This is a genomic window from Actinomycetospora sp. CA-053990 (assembly GCF_050948445.1).
Taxonomy (GTDB): domain Bacteria; phylum Actinomycetota; class Actinomycetes; order Mycobacteriales; family Pseudonocardiaceae; genus Actinomycetospora; species Actinomycetospora callitridis.
Genome location: NZ_CP192043.1, coordinates 3,731,507 through 3,754,313 on the forward strand (window position 1 = coordinate 3,731,507; position 22,807 = coordinate 3,754,313).

Below are 22,807 nucleotides of genomic sequence, written 5' to 3' on the forward strand. Positions count from 1 at the left end.
GCGCCGCCGGGCCCGCTCACGGTCTCGGGGGCGGGATCCGGGTCGGGGGCGACGCCGCCCCGTGCGGGCCCACCCCGCCGGCGACGCTGCGCGCGGCGGCGGCGAACGCGTCGCCCCGCGCCGCGTAGTCGCGGAACATGTCCATGGACGCCGCCGCGGGGGCGAGCAGGACGGTGTCGCCGGGCGCGGCCAGGGTGGCGGCGGCCCGGGCCGCCCTGGTCATGCCGCGCATGCCTGCGTCGGGGTCCTGCCGGTCGTCGCTCACCGGCCCATCGTCACCCCCGCCCACGTCGAGGACGGGGACCTCGGGGGCGTGTCGCGTCAGCGCGGCGCGGTCGCGGTGGGCGGCGACGAGCTCGCCGACGTCGGCACCCTTGAGCAGGCCACCCGCCACCCAGACGACGCGGGGATGCGCGGCGAGGACGCGGCAGCGGCGTGCGGGTTGGTGGCCTTCGAGTCGTCGACCCACCGGACCCCGCCGGCCTCGGCCACCACGGCACCGCGGTGCGGGCCGGGGGCGACCGCGCGCAGACCGGCGGCGACCGCCTCGGGCGCCACCCCGTGCGCGCGGGCCAGGGCGGCCGCGGCCAGGGCGTTCAGCTCCCGGGCGGGCCGGGCGGGGCGACGTCGGCGACCGGCGCGAGCGGCACGGCGTCGGCGAACGCCCGGTCCACGAGGTGCCCGTCGACGATCCCCAGCTCGCCCGGGCCGGGCTCGCCACGGGTGAAGCCGACGTGGCGCGGGGCCGGCGCGGCGATCAGCAGCGCGGCGGCCTCGCGGTCGTCGAGGCCCGCGACCGCGACGTCACCGCGCAGCACCCGCGCCTTCGCGGCGCCGTAGGCGGCCATCGAGCCGTGCCAGTCGAGGTGGTCCTCGGCGAGGTTGAGCACCGCCCCGGCGAAGGGGCGCACCGACGGCGACCACTCGAGCTGGAAGCTCGACAGCTCCACCGCCAGCACCCGGTGGCCCGCCCGCAGCGCGTCCACGACGGGCAGCCCGATGTTGCCGCAGGCGACGGTGTCCTCCCCCGCCGCGCGCAGGATCGCCTCGAGCATCGTCGTGGTCGTCGTCTTGCCGTTCGTGCCGGTGACCGCGAGCCAGCGCGGCGGGCCGTCCGGGCAGATCGCCGGGTCGTCACCGAGCCACCAGGCGAGCTCCGGCTCGCCGACCATCGGCACCGACGTCGCCGCGGCCGCGAGCGCCAGCGGCGAGTCGGTGCGGAAACCGGGGCTGGTCACCACGAGGTCGCACCCGTCGGGCAGCGCCGCGAGCTCCCGGGTGCGGGCCACCGGGCGGTCGCCGAGCAGGTCCAGCTGGGCCTGGTCGCCGTCCGCGACCGTCACCCGTGCCCCGAGGTGCAGCAGGACGTCGACGACGGAGACCCCGGTGCGCCGGGCCCCCGCCACCAGCACGTGCCGGTCGTGCCAGGCCGTCATCCGCCCGACGCCGCCAGCCACTCGCTGTAGAACAGGCCCAGCCCCAGCGCGCAGCAGATCGCCGCGAGCAGCCAGAACCGGATGATCACCGTGGTCTCGGCCCAGCCCGCGAGCTCGAAGTGGTGGTGGAACGGGGCCATGCGGAACGGTCGCCGTCGCGTCGTCCGGAAGACCGCGACCTGCAGCACCACCGACAGCGCCTCGACGACGAACACGCCGCCCAGCACGACGAGCAGCAGCTCGGTGCGCGTGACCATCGACAGGCCGGCGAACAGCCCGCCCAGCGCCAGCGAGCCCGTGTCCCCCATGAAGATGCGGGCGGGCGCCGCGTTCCACCACAGGAAGCCGATGCACGCGCCCATCGCCGCGGCGGCGACGAGCGTGACGTCGAGCGGGTCCCGCACCTGGTAGCAGCCGGCTTCGATCTGCATCCCGCAGGCGTTGCGGAACTGCCAGAACGACACGATCAGATAGGTGGCCAGCACCATCGCCGACGTCCCGGCGGCGAGGCCGTCGAGCCCGTCGGTGAGGTTCACGGCGTTCGACCACGCCGTCACCACGAGGTAGCAGAAGACGACGAACCCGACCGCCCCGAGGCTGACCACCGCGATGTCGCGGACGAACGACAGGTTCGGCGATGCGGGCGTCAGCCCCTGTTCGTCCGGGAACTGCAGCGCGAGCACGCCGAACAGCACCGCCGTGACGAGCTGCCCGACCAGCTTCGCGGTCTTGTTCAGACCCAGGTTGCGCTGTCGCCGGATCTTGATGAAGTCGTCGAGGAAGCCGACGACGCCCAACGACGTCATGAGCATCAGCACGAGCAGGCCGGACGCCGAGATCGCGACGTCGCCGACCAGGTGGGCGACGAGGTAGCCCGCCCACACCGCCACGAGGATCGCGACGCCACCCATCGTCGGGGTGCCGCGCTTGCCGCGGTGGCTCTGCGGCCCTTCCTCGCGGATCTCCTGGCCGAACCCCTGCTTGATGAACAGCCGGATCACGTACGGGGTCAACAGGATCGACACGGCCAGCGCGACCCCCGCCGCGACCAGCACGCCCCTCATCGGGCTCCTCTCCCGTTCACCAGCGCGCCGTCCACCAGCATCTGAGCGACCCGCTCGAGTCCCGCCGAGCGGGAGGCCTTCACCAGGACGACGTCGCCCGGCGCGACGCCGGCGCTGATCATGTCGGCCGCCGCCGCGGCGTCGGGCACCAGGTGGGAGTCGACGCCCCCGGCGGTGGCCGCCTCGTGCAGCGCGGCCACCGGGCCGTCGCCCCCACCACGACGAGCCGCTGCACACCGGTGCGGGCGACCTCGCGGCCGAGCTCCGTGTGCGCCTGCGGGGCGTCGTCGCCGAGCTCGGCCATGACGCCGAGCACGGCCGTGTGGCGGCCGCCCATCGCGGCGAGCGTCGCCAGCGCGGCGCGCATCGACTCCGGGTTCGCGTTGTAGGCGTCGTTGAGCACGCGGACGCCGTCGGGACGCTCGGTGAGCTCCATGCGCCAGCGCGAGCGGGGCGCCGCGGTGGCGAGGCGCGCGGCCACGGTCTCGAGGTCCAGGCCCGACTCGAGCGCCACGGCCGCCGCGGCCAGCGCGTTGTCGACGTGGTGGGCGCCGTGCAGCCCGAGGGTCACCGGCGTCTCGCCCGCCGGCGTGACCAGGCGGAACGTCGCGCGCCCGGCGTCGTCGAGGTGCTCGTCGACCGCCTGGACCGTCGCCGCGGGCGCCCGTCCGGTGTGGACGACGCGCGCCGCGGTGCGCTGCGCCATGGCCGCCACCACCGGGTCGTCGGCGCCGATCACGGCGACGCCGCCGTCCTGGGCAGCGGGCAGGGCCTCGACCAGCTCGCCCTTGGCCTGCGCGATGGCCTCCCGCGAGCCGAACTCCCCGAGATGGGCCGAGCCGACGTTGAGGACGACCCCGATCCGCGGCGGCGCGACCCGGCACAGGGCCGCGACGTGCCCGGGCCCGCGGGCGGAGAGCTCGAGGACGAGGTGGCGGGTCTCGCGCGTGGCGCGCAGCGCGGTCCAGGGGTGGCCGAGCTCGTTGTTGAACGACCCGGGCGGGGCGACGGTGGGGCCGGCCGCTTCCAAGAGGTGCGCGGTGAGGTCCTTGGTCGACGTCTTGCCCGACGAGCCGGTGATGCCGACGACGGAGAGGCCGCCCCCGGATCCGATGCCGGCGACGAGGGTGTCGACGACGTGGCGCGCCAGCGCGGCCAGCGCGGCGAGGACCCCGGCCCCGGCACCGTCGGCGTCCGCGGCGAGCACGTAGGAGCTGGAGGTGCCCGACACCGGCGGCACGATCACGGCCGGCGCGTCCACCTCGCGGGCGGCGAGCACACCGGCGGCGCCCGCGGCCGTCGCGGCGTCGACGAAGTCGTGCCCGTCGACCCGCTCGCCGGGCAGCGCGACGAACAGCCCGCCCGGGGTCACGGCGCGGCTGTCGAACTCGACGGAGCCGGTGATGCGCTCGTCGCCCGAGGCGCGGTGCAGCCGCCCGCCGGTGACGCGGGCGATGTCGGCGAGGGTCAGTTCGATCACCGGGGACCGCCCTGGATGGCTCGCTCCAGCTCGTCGACGTCGGAGAACGGGAGCTTCTCCGCCCCGACCTGCTGGCCGGTCTCGTGGCCCTTGCCGGCGACCACGACGACGTCGCCCGGGCGCGCCTCGGCCACGGCCGCGGCGATGGCGGCCCGGCGGTCGCCGATCTCGTCGACCAGGGCGTCGGGCACCTCGCGGGCGCCGTCCAGGACCGCGGCGCGGATCGCGGCCGGGTCCTCGGTGCGGGGGTTGTCGTCGGTGACCCAGAGGTGATCGGAGAGCTGGGCGCCCAGCCGGCCCATCACCGGGCGCTTGGCGCGGTCGCGGTCGCCGCCGCAGCCCAGGACGGTGAGCACGCGCCCGCCGGTCTCGGTGGCCTGGGCCCGCAGCGTCTCGAGCAGGGCGCCGACCGCGGCCGGCTTGTGCGCGTAGTCGACGACGGCGAGGAACGGCTGGCCGGCCTCGACGCGCTGCATGCGCCCGGGCACCCGGACCTGGGCGAGCCCGCGGGCGAGCACGGCGGGGTCCTGGCCCGCGGCGTGCCCGCAGGCCAGCGCGAGCAGCGCGTTGGTGACGTTGAAGGCGCCGGGCAGGCGCAGGGTGACCGGCAGTGCGAGCCCGTCCGGGCCGTGCGCGGTGAACCGCTGCGTGCCGTCCGGCAGGGCGACGACGTCGGCGGCGTGCCAGTCGGCCTCGGGGGTGCCGACGGTGACCGTTCTCTTCTCGCCGCCCTCGCGGACCAGGCGCAGCCCCCACGCCGTGTCGATGCAGACCACCTCGGCCGCGGAGCGCCCGTCGAACAGGCGCGCCTTGGCCGCGAAGTAGTCCTCCATGTCGGCGTGGAAGTCGAGGTGCTCCGCCGAGAGGTTGGTGAAGGCGCCGACCGCGAACCGGGTGCCGGCGACGCGGCCGAGGCTCAGCGCGTGGCTCGAGACCTCCATGGCGACGTGCGTCGCGCCCTCGTCGACCATCGTCGCGAGCAGGGCCTGCAGGTCGGGTGCCTCGGGCGTCGTGAACGCACTGGGCAGCCGACGCCCGCCCAGGCGGGTCTCGACGGTGCCGATCAGCCCGGTGCTCGCCCCGGCCGCCGCGAGCGCGGCCTCGAGCAGGTAGACGGTCGTCGTCTTGCCGCTGGTGCCGGTCACGCCGAGCACGTCGAGGCGCGTCGAGGGGTCGCCGTAGATCCGTGCCGCGGCGGGCCCGATCGCGGCACGGGGGTCGGGGTGCACGAGGACGGGGAGGGCGGCCTCGCGCAGCGCCGGGCGGGCGGCCCCGGCGGCGTCGGTGAGGACGGCCGCGGCGCCGCGCGCCAGCGCGTCGCCGGCGAAGTCGGCGCCGTGGGCACGGCTGCCGGGCAGGGCCGCGAAGAGGTCGCCGGGGCGCACCTCGTGCGCGCGCAGCGTGGCCCCGGTGAGCCGGGCGTCGGCGTCGCCGACGATCTCCACGGAGCCGGTCTCCCGCAGCCGGGCGACCACCTCGGCGACCGTCACGGGCGTGACGCGCAGGGGCCGCAGAGGGCCGTCCTGGAGACCCTCGCCGGCGGCGCCGGCGGTGCTGTCACCACCCCGCCCCGGAGCGGGTCCGGGGGCGTCATCGGTGGTTCTCGGCGGTGCGGCGGGCACGGTCGCGAAGGCTACTCACCGTCTCCGTCGTCCCTCCGCAGGCCCTGTGGCCTGCATCGGAGTCACAGGAGCATCACGGCAGCGTGAGCGGCACCTGGCGCGGCGGCGCCGTGGACACCGGCACGGCCCCGTGCTGCGCGAGGTAGGCGCCGATGTCGTGGAACAGCGGCGCCGCCGAGTCGCCGCCCGGCGGGCGGTCGAGCATCAGCGCGACGACGTAGCGGGGGTCCTGGGCCGGGAACATGCCGGCGAAGGTGATCCAGTAGTTCGACTGGGAGTAGCAGCCGCAGCCCGGATCGACCTGCTGGGCGGTCCCGGTCTTGCCGGCCACCGGATAGCCCGGGATCGCCGCCTGCGGCCCCGTGCCGCGGTTGCCGCCGCGGCCGTCCTGGGTCACCGACTGCAGCATGTCGCGCATCGTCCGCGCGGTCTCCGGGCTCATCGCCCGCACCCCCTCGGGCGTCGGCGACGGAGTGCGGACGCCGTCGGCGCCGACCTCGGCCTCCACCACCCGCGGCGGCACGCGCACGCCGTCGTTGGCGACGGCCTGGTACATGCTCGCCATCTGCAGGGTGGTCATCGAGAGGCCCTGGCCGATGGGCAGGTTGCCGAAGGTGCTGCCCGACCAGTCCTCGCGGGACGGCACCGAGCCGGGGCTCTCGCCCGGGAGCTCGATGCCCGTCCGGGTGCCGATGCCCAGCGACTCGAGCATCGACGCGAACCGGTCAGGGCCCACGCGCTGGGCCGTCATCAGGGTGCCGACGTTCGAGGAGCGCCCGAGCACGCCGTTGAGCGTGAGGTTGATCGTGCCGTGGGACCAGGCGTCGCTGATCGTGCGGTCGGCGACGCGGATGCTGCCCGGGACCTGCAGGACGTCCTCGGGCCGGGCGACGCCGGCCTCGAGGGCGGCGGCCATCGTCACGAGCTTGTTGACCGAGCCGGGCTCGAACGGCGACGTCACCGACGGGTTGCTCAGCTGCGCTCCGGGCGCGCCCGGGGAGGCGGGGTTGAACGACCCGGAGTTGGCCATCGAGAGCACCTGGCCGGTGTGCGCGTCGAGGACGACCGCGCTGCCGTTGCGGGCGCCGACGCGGGCCGTGTACTCCCGCAGGCGCTGCTCGACGGCGTACTGCAGGTCGGTGTCGAGGGTCAGGACGATGTCGCGACCCGCCTGCGCGGGCTGCTCGGCGCGCGTCGTGCCGGGGATGACGGCGTCGCTGCCCTCCGCGGTGTCGACGACGCGGAAGCCGTCCTGGCCGGCGAGCGTGGTGTCGAGCGCGCTCTCCAGCCCGATCGAGCCGCGGATCTTCTGGCGGTCCATGTTCCAGGCGGCGCTGCCGACGACGGTCGCGGCCACGTCGCCCGCGGGGTACTGCCGCGACTCGCGGTCCTCCTCGGCGATCTCGGGGAACGCCTCGCGCACCTGGCGCGCGGCTCCGGGGTCGACCAGCGGGGCGAGCACGACGTAGCTGCGGTCCGAGGTCAGCGACGCGAAGATCGGGCCGGGGTCGAGGCCGAGGATGCGCCCGATGCCCAGGGCGATCGCGGACTTGCGCTGGTCCGGGGTCGGCGAGCCGGGCTGGCTGCGGATCGCGGGGTCGTTCCAGTCCGCGGTGATGCGCCGGGGGTTCGCGACGAGCGCCTTGGCCTCGACGCTGAACGCGAGCGGGGTGCCGTAGCGGTCGAGGATCGCGCCGCGCTCGGCGGGCACCACGAGCTTCGTCGTGCGCTGGCGGGCGGCGTCCTCCGACAGCTCTCCCGCGCGCAGGCCCTGGACCTCGACGAGCTTGAGGGTGCAGAGCAGGAGGACCGCCACGAGGATCACGCGGCCGACCCGCAGGCGGCGCCGCGGGTCCGGCGGCCGAGGGGCCGGGCGACGGCGGGGCTGCCGCGGCGGGGGCGGCGGCGGTGACGGGCGACGCCCACCGGGGCCCCGCACGCCCGGGCCGCGCGCCGGCGGCCGGCTCAGGGTGGCCCTGCCCATCGTGGCCCTGCTCATGGTGGGAGAGCCGCGCGGCATCAGGGGGCCGCCGGCGAGGCGTCGTCGGCGGCGGCCGCGGAGTCGGGGGTGGTCTCGGAGTTCGCCGGGTCCGGGGTCGTGTCCGGAGTCGTGTCGGGGACCGCGACCAGCTGGTCCTCGGCCGCGGCGGCGCCGGCGGGCGCCGGGGCGGGCTGCCCGTCGGTGGCGGCCTGGGCGCCGTTGTTCTGGGCAGCGTCGCCCTGTGGGCCGGCGGGCGGGGTGGCGGGCACGGCGACCGACGGCGGCGGGGCGACGGCCTGGGCGGGCTTCGGGTCCCCGACGACCTGCGACGACCCGTCGGGCGCGATCACCAGCACCGCGGGCTCCCCGCCGGCACCATGCCCTGGGCCCGGGCGGCGGCGGCCAGCGCGGGTGCCGACTGCGCGGCCTCGACGTCGCGGTGCAGGCGCTCGCTCTGCTCGGAGAGGTCGCGGGCCACCTGACGGGCCTCGTCGAGCCGGTACGAGTCGGCGGCGGCCGCCGTCGAGAGCCACAGCGTCGCCACCAGTCCCCCGGTGAGCAGCACCATGATGAGGAGAACGAACGGGGCGGTGCCGGAGGCGCGCGTGTCCGTCGTCCGGGTGGAGGGCTTCGTCGCCGGGCGTGTCGGGGCCGCGGGACGGCGCGTGCCCGCGTCCCGCGACGCGGGCCGGGCGCTCGTCGTGCCCGGGCGGGGGCCGGTCAGGGTCCCGGTGCTCATGCGGCCTCCCGAATACGTTGCGCGGCACGCAGCCGCACCGACGCCGCCCGTGGGTTCGCGGCGATCTCGTCCTCATCGGCCCGTTCCGCGCCGCGGGTCAGCAGACGCAGCTCGGGCTCGTCCTCCGGCCGGACGATGGGCATGTCCGGCGGGGCCTTGGTGCGCGAGTGCTCGGCGAGCACGCGCTTGACGATCCGGTCCTCGAGGGACTGGTAGGACATGACGACCAGCCGGCCGTCGACGGCCAGCGCGCGGACCGCGGCCGGGATCGCGCCGGCGACGGCGTCCAGCTCGCCGTTGACCTCCACCCGCAGCGCCTGGAACGTGCGCTTGGCGGGGTTCCCGCCGGTGCGGCGGGCGGCGGCCGGGATGGCCTCGTCGAGGAGGGCGACGAGCTCCGCGCTGGTCCGCAACGGAGCCCGTCGCCGGGCGCGCACGACGGCCTCGACGATGCGCCGGGCCGATCGCTCCTCGCCGTACTCGTGCAGCACGCGCACCAGGTCACCGGGCGCGTAGGTGTTGAGGACGTCGGCCGCGGTCGGGCCGGTCGTCGGGTCCATCCGCATGTCGAGCGGGGCGTCGCGGGCGTACGAGAAGCCGCGCTCGTCCTCGTCGAGCTGCATCGAGGACACGCCGAGGTCGAACAGCACGCCCTGGACGCCGTCGAACCCGAGGTCGTCGAGGACGTCGGGGATCGCGTCGAAGACCGCGTGGACGAAATGGGTGCGTTCGGCGTAGTCGCTCAGCCGTTCGGAAGCGAGCCGCAACGCCGACCGGTCGCGGTCAACACCTACAAGAGTGAGTCTCGAGTGCCGAGAAAGCAGCGCGGCGGAGTGGCCGGCAGCCCCCAGGGTGGCGTCGACGAGCACGGCGTCGCGATCGGCGAGGGCCGGTTCGAAGAGGGAGACGATGCGGTCGAGCAGGACGGGGACGTGACGGGCGGGCGCGTTCTGCGGCTCCTGCCCCTCGTCGTCCACCGAACGCCCCTCACCGACTGGTCGTCCCGGGCCGCGTGGCCCGGTCGTCTGCTGCTGCGGCCGGATGCCGTCACGTCCCGGCCCGCAGGGCGACGGACCTGGCGCCGGGGAAGGTGCGCCAGGGCTGTCGCCCTGCGGACCGGGGCCTCACGGCACCCGACCCGGCGCCCCGCGAGGGCGCCACGTGTTCGCTTGTCGGTGCGGTCGGCGTCAGAAGACGCCGGGCAGCACTTCCTGCTGGGCCTGCGCGTAGCCGGCTTCGTGCTCGTCCTGGTATCGCGCCCACGCCGCGCTGTCCCAGATCTCGAGGCGGTTGACCGCCCCGATCACCGTGCAGTCGCGGTCGAGCCCGGCGTAGCGCCGGAGCTCGGCCGTGATCGGGATACGACCCTGGGAGTCGGGACGCTGCTCGTCGGTGCCGGCGAACAGGTAGCGCTGGTACGCGCGCACCCGCTCGTCGGTGAACGGCGCCTCGGCCACCTTGCGGGCCATCTGCTCGAACTCGTCACGGGGGAACACGTAGAGGCAGTGGTCCTGGCCCTTCGTGATCATCAGCCCCCCTGCGAGCTCGTCCCGGAACCTCGCGGGCAGGGTCAACCTGCCCTTGTCGTCCAATCTCGGGGTGTGGGTGCCGAGGAACACGGCGCCCACCTCCCCGGTGAGGCCCGTCCGCCCCACTGCTCACCACCATACCCCACGTTCCCCCACGACCAAACCATCCTGAGGACCTCGTGATCCCCCATCGGGGTGTTCTGCCTGCTCAGGGCGCGTGGGGTGATGTGGGGGGCGCGAGCGCGACCCTGGCGCCTCGAGGCCCCGTGGGGCCGCCGACACGCCGTTCCGGGGTTCGAGAGGGGACGTCTGAGCAGGGGATGTGGCGCCGCGGCCTGCCGATGGGGCGGGGTGGGGGGCGGGGTGGGGGGTCCCGGGCGTCCTGGTGGGGCGGGGTGGGGGGCGGCCTCGCCGGCTCGGTGGGGCGGGGTGGGGGACGTCGCGCCGGGCCGGTGGGGCGAGGTGGGGGCGTCGCGCGGGCCGTGATCGGCCCCGCTGCTCCTCCCGGCCCGTGTAGCGGGGTCGCAGGAGCACTCGCAGCGATCAAGCACGTCGACCCCCACGGCCGCCGGGAGATCCCGGGCACGGTGTGCACCCGCCGGCGCGCCTCGGGGGTGACGACGCGCCCCTGATCATGAGCACCACCGCCCGGGGACCCCGGAACGACGACGCGCCGCCGACCACGGGGGTCGGCGGCGCGTCGGGGGCGTCGAGGAGCGGAGGGCTACTCCTGCTCGAAGCGGCGGCGGAAGCGCTCTTCCATCCGCGAGGTGAAGCGGCTGCGTTCCTTCTCGGTCGCGGCCGGGGCCTCGCCCTCAGCGGCGGCGGCTTCCTTCTTGCGCGCACCGAAGGACGTGATGGCGAGGATCGCGCCGCCGAACATCGCGAGGAAGCCCGCGACGCTGACGATGATCCCCACGGTGGAGGAGCTGAAGACGACGCCCAGCACGAGCATCACGACGCCGATGATGAAGAGGGCGATGCCCTGCACGCGGCGCCGGCGCGACGGGCGACGGAGCTTGCCTCCCCGCACGGTGGACGCGAACTTCGGGTCCTCGTCGTAGAGGGCGCGCTCGATCTGCTCGAGCAGGCGCTGCTCGTGCTCGGAGAGCGGCATGTTTCTCCTCCGGCACCGGAATGGAAAGACGCCCGACCTCGGGGGGTCTGGCGGGCATCGTCGGGATGTCCAGTACCCATCGTACGAGTCCGGTGGCAGTCCCACTACCCGGACCGGCGTGTTGCGCTCCTGATCATCCGTTCGGCTCCCGTGGTGACGCCGCTCGCGACACGCTCGGATGCTCTCGGTGACGATCCGGCCCGTCACCACGCGCCGGGTCCGCCGCATCGACGGGTGAGCGGGCCCGGGTCGGGTCCGGATCACCGAGCAGGCTCGCCGGGCGGACCGCCGCGACGCCGAAACGTGATCGGGCCTGGTCAGCGGCGCGTTCGGCGTCCGACCAGCCGTGCTCGGCCTCGCCGAGGACGATCTGCTCGGGCGCGCGGTCCGCCGGGACGAGCCCCTCGGCCCGGACCCCGAGCAGGCGGACCGGCGCGATCGGCCCGAGCGCGTCGAGGAGCTCGCCCGCGGTGGCGTACAGCTCACGGGCGAGATCCGTCGGCGCAGGGAGGGTGCGCGATCGTGTGATCGTGGTGAAGTCGTCGAAGCGGACCTTGAGCGCGACCGTCCGCGCCCGCACCGCGCGCCGGCGCAACATGCGTCCGGTGCGGTCGGCGAGGCGCAGCAGCTCGCGGCGCAGGACAGCCCGGTCGACGAGGTCGCGGGCGAACGTCTCCTCGGCGCCGGCGGACTTCTCGCGGCCGTGGGGTCGACCCGCCGCTCGTCGATGCCACGCGCCAGGGCGAACAGGTGGGCGGCGTGGGCCTCCCCACCGCCCGCCGCATCGTGGCGAGCCCGGCCGCGGCGACGTCCCCGACCGTCGCGATGCCGTGGCGGGCGAGCACCTCCTCCGTCCGCGCCCCGACGCCCCAGAGCGCGCCGACCGGCAGCGGGTCGAGGAACGCGCGGACCCCGTCGGCGGGCACGAGGTGCACCCCGTCCGGCTTCGCGACCCGCGAGGCGAGCTTGGCGACGAACATCGTCGACGCGATGCCGACCGAGCAGGTGATCCCCTGGGAGGCGGCGACCTGCTCGCGGATCGACGCCGCGATCTCCAGCGGCGTCGCCCCGAGTCGGCGCAGCGCGCCGGACACGTCGAGGAACGCCTCGTCGAGGCTCAGCGGCTGCACCAGCGGCGTGACCGAGCGGAACACCTCCATGACCGCGCGGGAGACCTCGGAGTACGCGGCGAAGTCCGGCGGCAGGAACACGGCCTGCGGGCACAGCCGGTGCGCGCGGGCCGAGGGCATCGCCGAGCGGACCCCGTGGGCCCGGGCCTCGTAGCTCGCCGAGAGCACGACGCCGCGCTCCGGGCCGCCCCCGACCACCACCGGGCGGCCCCGCAGCTCCGGCCGTGAGCGGATCTCGACCAACGCGTAGAACGCGTCCATGTCGACGTGCAGGATCCCGCAGCCCGCGTCCCGGCCGGGCGCATGACCCGAGGGGGGCGTGCTCAGCCCGGCCGCCGCGCGAGGACGTGCAGCTGGGAGGCCATGTCGCGCAGCGGCGGGGTGCCGGCGGCGATGTCCTCGAGTTCCGCGAGCGGGTCGGGCACGCCGCCGCCCGAGTCGAGGACGCCGTCGGGCACGAGGTCGGCGAGCACCCGGTGCCCCTGCACCCGCTCGACCGACAGCTGCCCGTCCGCCTCGACGAGGGTGCGGATCTCCTCGACGTCCATGCGCCGGCGCAGCGGGTCGCCGGCTCCCCAGCGCCCCGAGGGATCGACGAGCACGCGCCGCGCCTCCTCGAGCCGACCGGCCACGACCCGCGACAGCACCGCGGCGAACCGGCCGGCGACGAGCAGCGAGAGCGCCCCGCCGGGCACGGTGGCGAGGGCGAGCGCCCGGCACGCCTCGGCCGGGTCGTCGACGTACTCGAGCAGCCCGTGCCCGAGGACCAGGTCGGCCTCGGCGTCGGCGACCACGTCGGCCAGCGCGTCCACGTCGCCCTGCACGGCCCGCACGCCGCCGGCGACCCCGACTCGCGCGCCCGGCTGCGCAGCACCGCGAGGGCGTTGGCGCTGGAGTCGACGACCGTGACCTCGCACCCGTCGGCGGCCAGGGCACCGCCCACGTGCCGCTGCCGCCGCCGACGTCGAGCACGCGGGGTGCCGCGCCCCCGCGTCGGCTCCGCGCCGCGGTGAGCTCGACCCGCAGCGTGCGGGCGACGACGTCGACCGGGGCGAACGACGGGGCGCGACTCACCGCGACACCGTAGAACGTGTGACGGGTGCGCGGGGGCACCGACCGGTAGGTTCCCCCCGTGCACGTCACCGGGGTGCTGAGCCTCAAGGGCGGGGTCGGGAAGACGACCGTCGTCCTCGGCCTTGCCGGATCCGCCCTCCGGGCCGGTCTGCGGACCCTGGTGGTCGACCTCGACCCCCAGGGCAACGCGACGACCGCGCTCGAGCCCGAGGCCACCGAGACCACGATCGCGCAGGCCATGGAACGGCCGTCGGCGGCGCTGCTCGCGTCGTCGATCGCCCCCAGCGCCTGGGGCGAGGACCTCGACGTCCTCGTGGGCTCGGAGGACATCGAGCGTCACAACCACCCCGATCCGGGGTCGCAGCGGCTGGGGGCCCTGGCGCGTCTGCTCGGCGACCTGCCCAAGGACGACGACGGCGCCACCCGGACGGGGCTGGCGAAGTACGACCTCGTGCTCATCGACTGCCCGCCCTCGCTCGGCCAGCTGACCCGCTCCGCCCTCGTGGCCGTCGACCGGGCCGTCCTGGTGACCGAGCCCACGACCTTCGCGGTGTCCGGCGTGCAGCGCGCCTTCGAGGCGGTGCAGGCCGAGCGCGAGAACAACCCGGACCTCCAGCCGCTGGGCGTGCTGGTGAACAAGTACCGGGCGCGCTCGTCGGAGCACGAGTTCCGCCTGGGTGAGCTGCGCGAGCTCTTCGGCCCCCTCGTCATCTCCGGGGCGCTGCCCGACCGCAGCGCGGTGCAGCAGGCCCAGGGCGCCGGGGTGCCGATCCAGCGGTGGGACACCCCGGGCGCCCGCGAGATCGCGAGCCAATTCGACTCGCTGCTCGGGCGGATCGTGCGCTCGCGCACCAACCGGTCGGGCCGCGGGCGGGCCCGGCGGGCACCCGAGACCTGATCGTCAGCGTGCGCGCCCGGCCACGGTGCGCGTGACCAGGGCGAGGAACAGATCGGCCTGGCGCACCATGTCGTCCGCGTCGCGCTGGGACACCTTGCCCCGCACCCCGGCCTCGACGGCCGAGCGCGTCGCCGAGTGGGCCGCGAAGAAGGCCGCCCACTCGCCGTACTCCGGCGCGACGGACGCGAGCAGCGTCCAGGCGTCCGTGGGGCGCGACGCCCGCTTGGCGCGGGCCCGCAGGGCGAGCACCGCCGCCGCGGCGCGCAGGGCCCCGAGGTGGGCGGCCCGGAAGCGCTCGGCGGCATCGTCCTCGGCCTGGGCGGCCCGCAGCTCGTCGCGGGCGGCGCCGAGCAGCTGCACCACCGTGCGCGACGGCGGCGGGGCCGGCGCGGCCGGAGTGGCGCGGGTGGGGGCCCCGCGCTCGTCCGACCGCGCCGGCGTGCCGGACCGGGCGGGGGCGGGGACCGCCGGTCCGGCGTCGGTGGGCGCCGCCGCGCGCGGGGCGGCCTCCAGAGGGGTGGTGTCGAACAGTCCGGGCATGGCGAGAGCGCTGGTCATGGTGATCTCCTCAGGGCATCGGGCGTCGCGAGCGGGTCAGTAGCCGGCCCGGCGGAGGTCCCACACGCCGGGACCCGAGCGCATGCGCAGCACGAACTCGCCGGGCGGCAGGTGCGGCTCGTCGGACCGGCACGCGAGCACGCGCCAGCAGCGGCACCGGTCTCCCCCGACCGGCATGGCCGAGAGGAACGGCCACCGGGACTCCTCGATCCAGCGTTCCTGCACCTCGGTGACCAGGTAGTGACTGTCCCGCCGGTTCGGGCGGCGATGGAACTCGACCGGGTCGCCGTCCGCACAGCGGACCTGGACCGGCGACGGACTGCGAACCACGATGCGTCCTCCACGGCGGCTCGTGCTCCTCGACCCGGGGCCCGGGTCGAGTGGGTGCCTGCCACCGTGGGGAGCCGGCGGCACTCCCGGACGGCGGGGCGCTTCCCCCGCCCCGCCGTCCGAGCGATCGAACACGTGTTCGATAGGAACCAGTGAACCCGGTCGGTCCGACGCCGTCAAGTCGATCGGCCGGTCCCCTCGGAGGCGATCCGGGACCCCGCCGCGACCACACCGGGAGGACCCGGCCGGGGAGATCGACCCGTGGACCGCGGCCGGGGCGTGGTGAGATATCGGCGTGTCCGCCTCCGACTCCCCCCGCGCCGCGGGAGCCGGCCGATGACCGCCGCGCCGGCCCGCGCGACGGTCGTCGACCTGACGCCCGACGACCTCGCGGCCCGGCTCGACGAGGCGCTGACCGTCTACGTGCACGCGATGGGCTATCCCCCGGGCACGGTGCGGCAGCGACGCCCGATGTGGGTCGAGCACTCCCGGCGCCCGGGGTGGCACGCCGCGGCCGCGCTCGGGCCCGACCGTTCGCTGTGGGGCATCGCGTACGGCTACCCGGGCGCGCGGGGCCAGTGGTGGTTCGAGGAGGTGCGCCGTGGCCTGCTCGCGGGCGGCGCCGCCGGCCGCGAGCTGGCCGACACCGTGCTCGACGACTACTTCGAGCTCACCGAGCTCCACGTGCGGCCCGACGTCCAGGGCGACGGCCTCGGCGAGGCCCTGGCCCGCCGCCTGCTCGCGCACCCGGCGAACCGCCACGTCCTGCTCTCCACCCCCGAGGCGGACCCGCCGACCCGGGCGTGGTCGCTCTACCGCCGGCTCGGGTTCACCGACGTCCTGCGCCACCACCGGTTCACGAGCGATCCGCGGCCGTTCGCGGTGCTCGGCCGGACCCTGCCCCTCGAGCCCCCCGGCACGCCGCACCGGCCGGGCCGCGCCTGACCGGGACCGTCGGGGGCGCCTGGCACCATGCGCGGGTGCCCGCGTCCGCTCCCACGACCGACTCCCGCCCGAACAACGCCCCCTCGACGAGCAACCCCTCGACCGGCAACCGCCGCCGCACCCTCGTGCTCCTGGCCGTGCTGCTGGCCCTCGTCGGCGTCCTGGGCACGGGCTGCGTGCGGGTGCGCGCCGGCATGGCCGTCTCCCCGGACGACCGCGTCTCGGGCGTCGTCGACATCGCCACGCCGGACGGGGCCCCCGCCGGGCAGGGCCCGCCCCTGCAGGTGCCCGACGACCTCAGCGGGAACGTCTCCGTCGAGCGCTACGAGCAGGACGGGTACATCGGCTCCAAGGTGCAGTTCGACGACCTGTCGTTCGACGAGGTCACGCGCCTCCTCCCCTCGATCAGCCCGACGAGCACGCAGGCGATCCGGGTGCAGATGCGCCGGGCGGGCGACCGCGTGGTCGTGTCCGGGCAGGTCGACCTCACCCGGGTGTCGCCGGAGAGCGCGGACGTGCAGCTGAAGATGGCGTTCCCGGGCACGATCCGCCAGACCGACGGCACCGCGACGCCGGGGCTCATCAGCTGGACCCTGCAGCCGGGCACCGTCAACGACGTCAACGCGGTGATCGAGTACCCGGACCCCGACGCCCCGTCGTGGATCGGCTGGTCGCTGCTGCTGCTCGCGGTGGTCGCCGTGGCGGTCGCGATCGTCGTGGTGCTGGCCGCGTCGTCGCGCACCCAGCTCAAGACACGCGCACGCCGCTGATCGAGCCACTGACCCCGCCGACCCGCAGGCCGACGGGGCCAGGACGGCCTCAGGAGCGGGGCGTCGCCGGCACGAGACCGAGGCGCTGGACGACGTCCACCACCGCAGGCGAGCGGTTCATGCTGATGTAGTGGATGTTCGTGACGCCCTCGTCGAACATCCGCTGGGAGAGCTCGACGCACAGGTCGATGCCGGCGTCGCGATAGCCCGCGGCGTCGTCGACCAGGGGGTCGAGGCGCTCGGACATGAGCTTCGGCAGCGGCGCGCCGGAGAAGTCCGCGCCGCGCTCGGCCGACTTCGGCGTCGTGATCGGCATCAGGCCGGGCATGACGGGGATGTCGCAGCCGGCGGCGGCGATCCGGTCGCGCATGCGCAGGAACTCGTCGGCGTCGTAGAACATCTGGGTGATCGCGAACTCCGCGCCCGCCTTCACCTTCTGCACGAAGAACCGGGTGTCGGTGTCCTCGTCGACCGACCGCGGGTGCAGGTACGGGAAGGCCGCGACGCCGACACAGAAGTCGCCCAGGCGGTTCACCATGTGGACGAGCTCCTCGGTGTAGCTCAACCCCGCCGGGTGCGGCACCCAGTCGGCGTCCTTGTCCCCGGGAGGGTCACCGCGGATCGCGAGGACGTTGCTGATGCCCGCCGCGAGGTAGGAGCCGATCACCTGGCGCAGGTCGTCGAGCGAGGCGTCGACCGCGGTGAGGTGGGCCATCGCCGTCAGCGTGGTGTCGGTGGCGATGCGACCGGTGGTGCGGATGGTGCGGTCGCGGCTCGAGCCCCCGGCGCCGTAGGTGACCGACACGAAGGCCGGGTCGAGCGGCTCCAGGTCGCGGATGGTGCGCCAGAGTGTGGCTTCGCCCTCATCGTTCTTGGGCGGGAAGAACTCCGCCGAGAACGTGGGCACCCCGCGCTGGATGCGCTCCGTCACAGTAGCCATCCGGCGACCCTACGGTGACGGGGTGTGGTTACGGAGGTCCGTTGTGACCGGGACCGCCCGATCGGCCAGGTCGGCCGAACGGCCCTAGGCTCCGGTTCCGGACACGTCTGCGGTCCGGAGGGGAGAGTGCGGATGACGCTCGGCGGAGTCTCGACGCGAGCCGGCAACGGTGCCCACGACCCGTTCGGCAGCCCTGCTGAGCAGGGCGGACGCGCCATCGAGCACGACCTGCCCGGCGCGGTGACCGCCGACCTGGCCGACTACCTCGCCGGCCGGCGCGCCGAGTGTGCGGACATCGCCGAGGAGTACGCCGACGCCGTCGACGACCTCACACGATTCGTCCTCGCCGGCGGCAAGCGGCTGCGTCCCACGTTCGCGTGGTGGGGCTGGCGGGCCGCCGGCGGCCTCGACGACCCCTCCGCGGTGCTGCGCGCCGTGAGCGCCCTGGAGCTCATCCAGGCGTGCGCGCTCGTGCACGACGACCTCATCGACGACTCCGCGACGCGCCGCGGCGAGCCCACCGTGCACGCCCGGTGGGCGGCGCGGCACGCCGGCGCCGCCTGGACGGGTGATCCGACGCGCTTCGGGGCCGCGGTCGCGATCCTGCTCGGCGACGTGGCCCTCGCCTGGGCCGACGACATGCTCCACGAGTCCGGGGTGGACCCCGTCGCGCTCGCCCGCGCCCGTCCGGCGTGGCGGGCCATGCGCACCGAGGTGCTCGGCGGCCAGTTCCTCGACGTCCAGGGACACGCGTCGTCCGACTCGAGCCCCGAGACCGCCCTGCGCATCAGCCGGTACAAGACCGCGGCCTATACCGTGGAGCGCCCGCTGCACCTCGGGGCCGCGATCGCGGGCGCCGACGACGCGACGATCGCCGCGCTGCGCCGCTACGGCACCGACCTCGGCATCGCCTTCCAGCTGCGCGACGACCTCCTGGGCGTGTTCGGCGACCCGGCGGTGACCGGCAAGCCGGCCGGCGACGACCTGCGCGAGGGCAAGCTGACCCTCCTCGTCGCGCTGACCCGCGCCCACCCCGACCGCACGACGGCCGCGGTCGTCGAGCGCGCCGTGGGCAACCCCCACCTCGACCCCGAGGGCGTCGCCGCGGCCCGCGAGGCCCTCGTCGCCCTCGGCGTCGTCGACGACGTCGAACGCCGCATCACCGAGCTCACCGCCTCCGCACTCGATGCGGTGCGCGGTGCCGACGCCCCGGTCCTGGCCGTCCCGGCCCCCGACCGGCTCGCCGATCTGGCCGTCGCCGCCACCCGGCGCGCGCGCTGATCCACCTCTCAGGAGTCGCGTGACCCGCACCGTCCAGTCCCCCACCGACCACGTCGTCGTCGTGGGCGCAGGCCTCGCCGGCCTCGCGACCGCCCTGCACCTGCTCGGCGCGGGCCGTCGCGTCACCGTCGTCGAGCGCGACCCCACGCCGGGCGGGCGCGCGGGCCGTCTCGACCTCCATGGGGGGCAGCACGCCGATAGGGGGTTCCGCCTCGACACCGGCCCGACCGTGATCACGATGCCGGAGCTGATCGAGGAGGCCCTCGCGGCCGTCGGCGAGAAGCTCGGCGACCGCCTCGAGCTCGTCGACCTCCACCCCGCGTACCACGCGCGATTCGCGGACGGCAGCGCGATCGACGTGCACACCGATCCGGGTGCGATGGAGCAGGAGATCCGGGAGAAGGTCTCGGCGTCCGACGCCGAGGGCTACCGCCGGCTGCGGTCCTGGCTCACCGAGCTCTACCAGGTGCAGATGGCGACGTTCATCGACGCGAACTTCGACTCGCCGCTCGACGTCCTGGGCCCCGACCTGGCGCGGCTGGGCGCGCTCGGGGGCTTCGGACGGCTCGGGTCGAGGATCGCGAAGTTCCTCGACGACGAGCGCCTGCGACGCATCTTCTCCTTCCAGGCCCTGTACGCGGGCGTCCCGCCGGCCAAGGCCCTCGCCGCCTACGCGGTGATCGCCTACATGGACACGATCGCCGGCGTCTCGTTCCCGAAGGGCGGGGTCCGGGCCCTGCCCCAGGCCCTGGCCGACGCCGCCGCCGACGCGGGCGCCGAGTTCCGCTACGGCACGACGGTCACCGGGCTGGAGCGCTCCGGCGGGCGCGTGCGGGCGCTGCGCACCGTGCCGACGGGCGAGCCGAGCGCCGACGGCGACCGCCTCGCCGCCGACGCCGTCGTGCTGACCTGCGACCTCCCCGTCTCCTACGGCCTGCTCGGGCGCACCCCGCGACGCGTGGTGCCGATGCGCTGGTCGCCCTCGGCGTTCGTGTGGCACGCCGGGGTGCCCGCCGGCACCGGTCTCGGCCACCACACCATCTCGTTCGGCGACGCCTGGGCCGGCACGTTCGACGAGATCATCACCGAGGGCCGGCTGATGTCCGACCCGTCGCTGCTGGTCACGCACCCGACGGCCACCGACCCGTCGCTGGCGCCCGACGGGCACGAGCTCGTGTCCGTGCTCGCGCCCGCCCCGAACACCGACAAGGCCCCGCTCGACTGGGAGCGGATCGGCCCGCGCTACCGCGACGAGCTGCGCGGGGTGCTGGCCGGTCGCGGGATCGAGCTCGGTGAGCCGGTCACCGAGCACCTCATCACCCCCGACGACTGGGGTCGGCTCGGGCTCGCGGCAGGCACCCCGTTCTCGGCGGCGCACACGTTCGCGCAGACCGGCCCGTTCCGGGCGGGCAACCTCGTGCGCGGCGAGGGCAACGTCGTCCTCGCCGGCTCGGGGACGACGCCCGGCGTCGGCGTCCCGACGGTGCTCGTCTCGGGCAAGCTCGCGGCGGCGCGGATCACCGGGTGAGCACCACGGAGCTGGACGCCGCCGGCATCACCGACCCGGCGCTGCGCGACGCCTACACGCAGTGCCGGGCGCTGAACGCCGTGCACGGCCGGACCTACTTCCTCGCCACGCGCCTGCTCGCCCCGGCCCAGCGCCCGGCGATCCACGCGCTCTACGGCTTCGCGCGGATGGCCGACGACGTCGTCGACGACCCGGACGCCGACGCCTCGCCCGCCGCCGTCGCCGCGCGGCTCGAGGAGGTCCGCGCCCGCATGCGCCGAGGCCTCGCCGGCACCGACCCGCGGACGCTCGTGACCGAGGGCGAGCCGGTGGTCGCCGCGCTGGCCGACACCGTCGCCCGCTTCGGCATCGAGCACCGCCACCTCGAGGACTTCATGGACTCGATGGCCATGGACCTCACCGTCACCGACTACCCGACGTTCGACGACCTCTCCGGCTACGTGCACGGCTCGGCCGCGGTCATCGGGCTGCAGGTGCTGCCGGTGCTCGGGACGGTCGTGCCGCAGGAGGAGGCCGAGCCGTACGCCGCCGACCTCGGCGTCGCCTTCCAGGTGACGAACTTCCTGCGCGACGTCGGCGAGGACCTCGACCGCGGCCGCGTCTACCTGCCGACCGCGGAGCTCGCGGCGTTCGGCGTCGACCGCGACCTGCTGGCCTGGTGCCGCAGCACCGGCCGCACCGACCCCCGGGTCCGGCGGGCCCTGGCCCACCTCGTCGCCCGGACCCGCGCGGTCTACCGGCGCGCCGAGCGCGGCATCGCCCTGCTCCACCCCGTGTCGCGGCCGTGCGTGCGGACCGCGCACGTGCTCTACGGCGGCATCCTCGACGAGATCGTCGACGCCGACTACGACGTGCTGCGCCGGCGGGTGGCCGTCGGGAACGGGCGCCGCGCGGCGGTCGCCCTGCCGCGCCTGGCCCACGCCGTGGGGTCGCGGTGGGGGACGCGGTGGCGTCGGCGGCTGGCGGCGAGCACGAGGGTCACGCCGCCTGCGCGCGGTGCCGGGCGGTGGGCACCACCGTCGCGGACACCGTCGGGCCGGATCTCGAGGTGCTGCCGCTGGCCGACTACCGGGTGGCGGCCTGGTGCGCCGAGTCCGGCGTCGCGGGGGACGCGCCGACGCTGCTGGAGATCACGCCCACCGACGGCGCCGACCGCGTGCGGGCGTGGACGGGCCCGGCGCTGGCCCCCGCCCTGGTGCGCCGGCTCGGCGTGCGGCGCGCCGCGCGGCTGACGGCGGCGCTGCGCCGGCACGGGCTGCTCGGGGAGGCGTTGAGCGGACTGCGTCCGTTCAGAACGCCATCGCCTGGGCGCGACGCTTGACCTCGCGCCCCCGGTCGGAGCGCAGCGCGTCGATGGGGGTGCCCGGCAGGGAGTCGTCGTCGGCGAAGAGCCACCGCAGGATCTCCCCGTCGGCGTACCCCCCGTCGCGGAGGACCTGGATGGTGCCGGGCAGGCCCTTCACCACCCCGTCGGTGGTGAGGAAGGCGGCGGGCACCGACCAGCGGTCGTCCTCCCGAACGCCCAGCAACTGCCCCTGCTTGATCATCTGACTGACGCGCGTGCGGGGCACGCCGAGACGCTCGGCGACCTGGGCGAGCGAGACGACCTCGATGTCATGGCCCACGAGGGCGGCGAGGGACTCGGTCACAGGCGTCACTGTGCCAGAGGTGCGGCCCCTCCGGCCCCCTGTGCGCGCGTGTGTCCCGGGGTGTCCAGACCGTCGCGGATCAGGGCCTCCGGCTGGGCGAGCGCCGGGAGGTGGCCGCCGGGCACGAGCACCGGTTCGACGCCGGCGCGCGCACGGGCGAGACCGATCTGGAAGTCCGGCGGGAAGAAGCGGTCGTCGCGTCCCACGACGACGGTGACGGGCACGTCGGGCCACGCCGGGAGCGACCAGCCGTCGGCGAACGGGCCGTCGGACTGCGCGCGCTGGTGCTCGGCGCCGGCCCCGACCACGTCGGCGGGGACGTCGTGCAGGAACTCCCACTCGGGGGCGAACCCGGCGTCCTCGCGTCCCGCGGCGCGCACCGCGGCCTCCTTCGCCGCCGCGTGCCCCGACCCGGTCCACCACTGCCCGGGCGTCTCCCCCACCGCGGGGATCATGGCGTTGACCAGCACCAACCGCTGCACGGGGATGCGTCGGCAGATCTCCACCGCGGTGAACCCGCCCAGCGACTGGCCGACCACCACGGGGTCGGGGCGGCCACCGAGGGCCTCGAGCGCGACCTCGACGTAGCGCGGCACGCCGGCGTCCGGGTCGTCGGCGGGGAGGTCGACGGCGATCGCCTCGTCGCCGCGGGCCCGCAGGAGATCCACCACGCGGTGCCAGTACCAGGCCACGCCGCCCGCGCCGGGCACGAGGAGCCAGGTCGTCATGGTCGGAG

At 75.7% G+C, this 22,807-nt stretch carries 19 protein-coding genes and 4 pseudogenes; 6 read left to right on the top strand and 17 right to left on the bottom strand.

Annotation, left to right across the window (positions count from 1 at the left end):
- Window positions 1-16: 16 nt before the first annotated feature.
- From murD to ACQPYN_RS19240, 12 genes and pseudogenes are all read right to left on the bottom strand, one after another.
- A pseudogene (gene murD / locus ACQPYN_RS19185) lies at window positions 17-1,436 on the bottom strand (UDP-N-acetylmuramoyl-L-alanine--D-glutamate ligase).
- The gene (mraY, locus tag ACQPYN_RS19190; RefSeq protein ID WP_274190174.1) at window positions 1,433-2,500 is read right to left on the bottom strand and encodes a phospho-N-acetylmuramoyl-pentapeptide-transferase; all 1,068 of its coding nucleotides are present in this window, start codon (window positions 2,498-2,500) and stop codon (window positions 1,433-1,435) included. Before mraY ends, murD begins: the two are co-directional and overlap by 4 nt.
- Window positions 2,497-3,980 (bottom strand): annotated as a pseudogene (locus ACQPYN_RS19195) (UDP-N-acetylmuramoyl-tripeptide--D-alanyl-D-alanine ligase). Before ACQPYN_RS19195 ends, mraY begins: the two are co-directional and overlap by 4 nt.
- Entirely contained in the window at window positions 3,977-5,602 is a 1,626-nt protein-coding gene (locus ACQPYN_RS19200; protein ID WP_433026160.1) for a UDP-N-acetylmuramoyl-L-alanyl-D-glutamate--2,6-diaminopimelate ligase, read from the bottom strand. Before ACQPYN_RS19200 ends, ACQPYN_RS19195 begins: the two are co-directional and overlap by 4 nt.
- Before the next feature lie 73 nt (window positions 5,603-5,675).
- Window positions 5,676-7,427, bottom strand: a complete 1,752-nt coding sequence (locus ACQPYN_RS19205; RefSeq protein ID WP_433026163.1) for a peptidoglycan D,D-transpeptidase FtsI family protein — start codon at window positions 7,425-7,427, stop codon at window positions 5,676-5,678.
- A 194-nt stretch (window positions 7,428-7,621) separates the two neighbouring features.
- On the bottom strand, window positions 7,622-7,939 hold the full coding sequence (locus ACQPYN_RS19210) for a hypothetical protein (RefSeq protein WP_433026166.1): 318 nt from the start codon (window positions 7,937-7,939) through the stop codon (window positions 7,622-7,624).
- A complete protein-coding gene (locus ACQPYN_RS19215) occupies window positions 7,930-8,322 on the bottom strand; it encodes a hypothetical protein (RefSeq protein WP_433026169.1) in 393 nt (130 codons plus the stop codon). Before ACQPYN_RS19215 ends, ACQPYN_RS19210 begins: the two co-directional genes overlap by 10 nt.
- Window positions 8,319-9,299 (bottom strand): 16S rRNA (cytosine(1402)-N(4))-methyltransferase RsmH, encoded by a 981-nt coding sequence (rsmH, locus tag ACQPYN_RS19220; protein ID WP_433026172.1) that lies wholly within the window; start codon window positions 9,297-9,299, stop codon window positions 8,319-8,321. The genes ACQPYN_RS19215 and rsmH overlap by 4 nt, the downstream gene beginning before the upstream one ends.
- 210 nt (window positions 9,300-9,509) lie before the next feature.
- Window positions 9,510-9,941, bottom strand: a complete 432-nt coding sequence (mraZ, locus tag ACQPYN_RS19225) for a division/cell wall cluster transcriptional repressor MraZ (RefSeq protein ID WP_274190179.1) — start codon at window positions 9,939-9,941, stop codon at window positions 9,510-9,512.
- Between the two features lie 634 nt (window positions 9,942-10,575).
- Window positions 10,576-10,968 carry a DUF3040 domain-containing protein gene (locus tag ACQPYN_RS19230; protein WP_274198015.1) on the bottom strand — a complete coding sequence of 131 codons (393 nt, stop codon included), beginning with the start codon at window positions 10,966-10,968 and terminating at the stop codon, window positions 10,576-10,578.
- A gap of 133 nt (window positions 10,969-11,101) precedes the next feature.
- Window positions 11,102-12,359: pseudogene (gene dinB, locus ACQPYN_RS19235) on the bottom strand (DNA polymerase IV).
- Between the two features lie 62 nt (window positions 12,360-12,421).
- Window positions 12,422-12,931 carry a hypothetical protein gene (locus tag ACQPYN_RS19240; RefSeq protein ID WP_433026175.1) on the bottom strand — a complete coding sequence of 170 codons (510 nt, stop codon included), beginning with the start codon at window positions 12,929-12,931 and terminating at the stop codon, window positions 12,422-12,424.
- Window positions 12,932-13,230: 299 nt separating this feature from the next.
- Here ACQPYN_RS19240 and ACQPYN_RS19245 point away from each other — a divergent pair, with 299 nt between their 5' ends.
- Window positions 13,231-14,070 carry a ParA family protein gene (locus ACQPYN_RS19245; RefSeq protein ID WP_433026178.1) on the top strand — a complete coding sequence of 280 codons (840 nt, stop codon included), beginning with the start codon at window positions 13,231-13,233 and terminating at the stop codon, window positions 14,068-14,070.
- A gap of 3 nt (window positions 14,071-14,073) precedes the next feature.
- Here ACQPYN_RS19245 and ACQPYN_RS19250 read toward each other — a convergent pair whose 3' ends face one another.
- Window positions 14,074-14,628, bottom strand: a complete 555-nt coding sequence (locus ACQPYN_RS19250) for an SAV_6107 family HEPN domain-containing protein (protein ID WP_433026181.1) — start codon at window positions 14,626-14,628, stop codon at window positions 14,074-14,076.
- 36 nt (window positions 14,629-14,664) lie between these two features.
- Window positions 14,665-14,958, bottom strand: coding sequence for a hypothetical protein (locus ACQPYN_RS19255; RefSeq protein ID WP_274190183.1), 294 nt, complete (start codon window positions 14,956-14,958; stop codon window positions 14,665-14,667).
- 336 nt (window positions 14,959-15,294) lie between these two features.
- Between ACQPYN_RS19255 and ACQPYN_RS19260 the strand changes: the two genes are divergently transcribed.
- Complete coding sequence (locus ACQPYN_RS19260; protein ID WP_433026185.1) at window positions 15,295-15,903, top strand: GNAT family N-acetyltransferase; 609 nt, start codon at window positions 15,295-15,297, stop codon at window positions 15,901-15,903.
- 35 nt (window positions 15,904-15,938) lie between these two features.
- Complete coding sequence (locus ACQPYN_RS19265) at window positions 15,939-16,673, top strand: DUF3153 domain-containing protein (RefSeq protein ID WP_433026188.1); 735 nt, start codon at window positions 15,939-15,941, stop codon at window positions 16,671-16,673.
- 49 nt (window positions 16,674-16,722) lie between these two features.
- Here the strand turns inward: ACQPYN_RS19265 and ACQPYN_RS19270 are convergent, their stop codons facing one another.
- Window positions 16,723-17,613 (bottom strand): methylenetetrahydrofolate reductase, encoded by an 891-nt coding sequence (locus tag ACQPYN_RS19270; protein ID WP_274198021.1) that lies wholly within the window; start codon window positions 17,611-17,613, stop codon window positions 16,723-16,725.
- A gap of 132 nt (window positions 17,614-17,745) precedes the next feature.
- Here ACQPYN_RS19270 and ACQPYN_RS19275 point away from each other — a divergent pair, with 132 nt between their 5' ends.
- From ACQPYN_RS19275 to ACQPYN_RS19285, 3 genes and pseudogenes are all read left to right on the top strand, one after another.
- Window positions 17,746-18,894 carry a polyprenyl synthetase family protein gene (locus tag ACQPYN_RS19275; protein ID WP_433026191.1) on the top strand — a complete coding sequence of 383 codons (1,149 nt, stop codon included), beginning with the start codon at window positions 17,746-17,748 and terminating at the stop codon, window positions 18,892-18,894.
- A gap of 19 nt (window positions 18,895-18,913) precedes the next feature.
- Window positions 18,914-20,422, top strand: coding sequence for a phytoene desaturase family protein (gene crtI, locus ACQPYN_RS19280; protein ID WP_433026194.1), 1,509 nt, complete (start codon window positions 18,914-18,916; stop codon window positions 20,420-20,422).
- A pseudogene (locus ACQPYN_RS19285) lies at window positions 20,419-21,357 on the top strand (phytoene/squalene synthase family protein); the annotation flags it as partial. The gene crtI and the pseudogene ACQPYN_RS19285, both read left to right, overlap by 4 nt.
- Window positions 21,358-21,711: 354 nt before the next feature.
- Here the strand turns inward: ACQPYN_RS19285 and ACQPYN_RS19290 are convergent.
- Window positions 21,712-22,071, bottom strand: a complete 360-nt coding sequence (locus ACQPYN_RS19290) for an Rv2175c family DNA-binding protein (protein ID WP_274190191.1) — start codon at window positions 22,069-22,071, stop codon at window positions 21,712-21,714.
- Between the two features lie 5 nt (window positions 22,072-22,076).
- Window positions 22,077-22,799 carry an alpha/beta fold hydrolase gene (locus tag ACQPYN_RS19295; protein WP_433026197.1) on the bottom strand — a complete coding sequence of 241 codons (723 nt, stop codon included), beginning with the start codon at window positions 22,797-22,799 and terminating at the stop codon, window positions 22,077-22,079.
- Window positions 22,800-22,807: the final 8 nt, after the last annotated feature.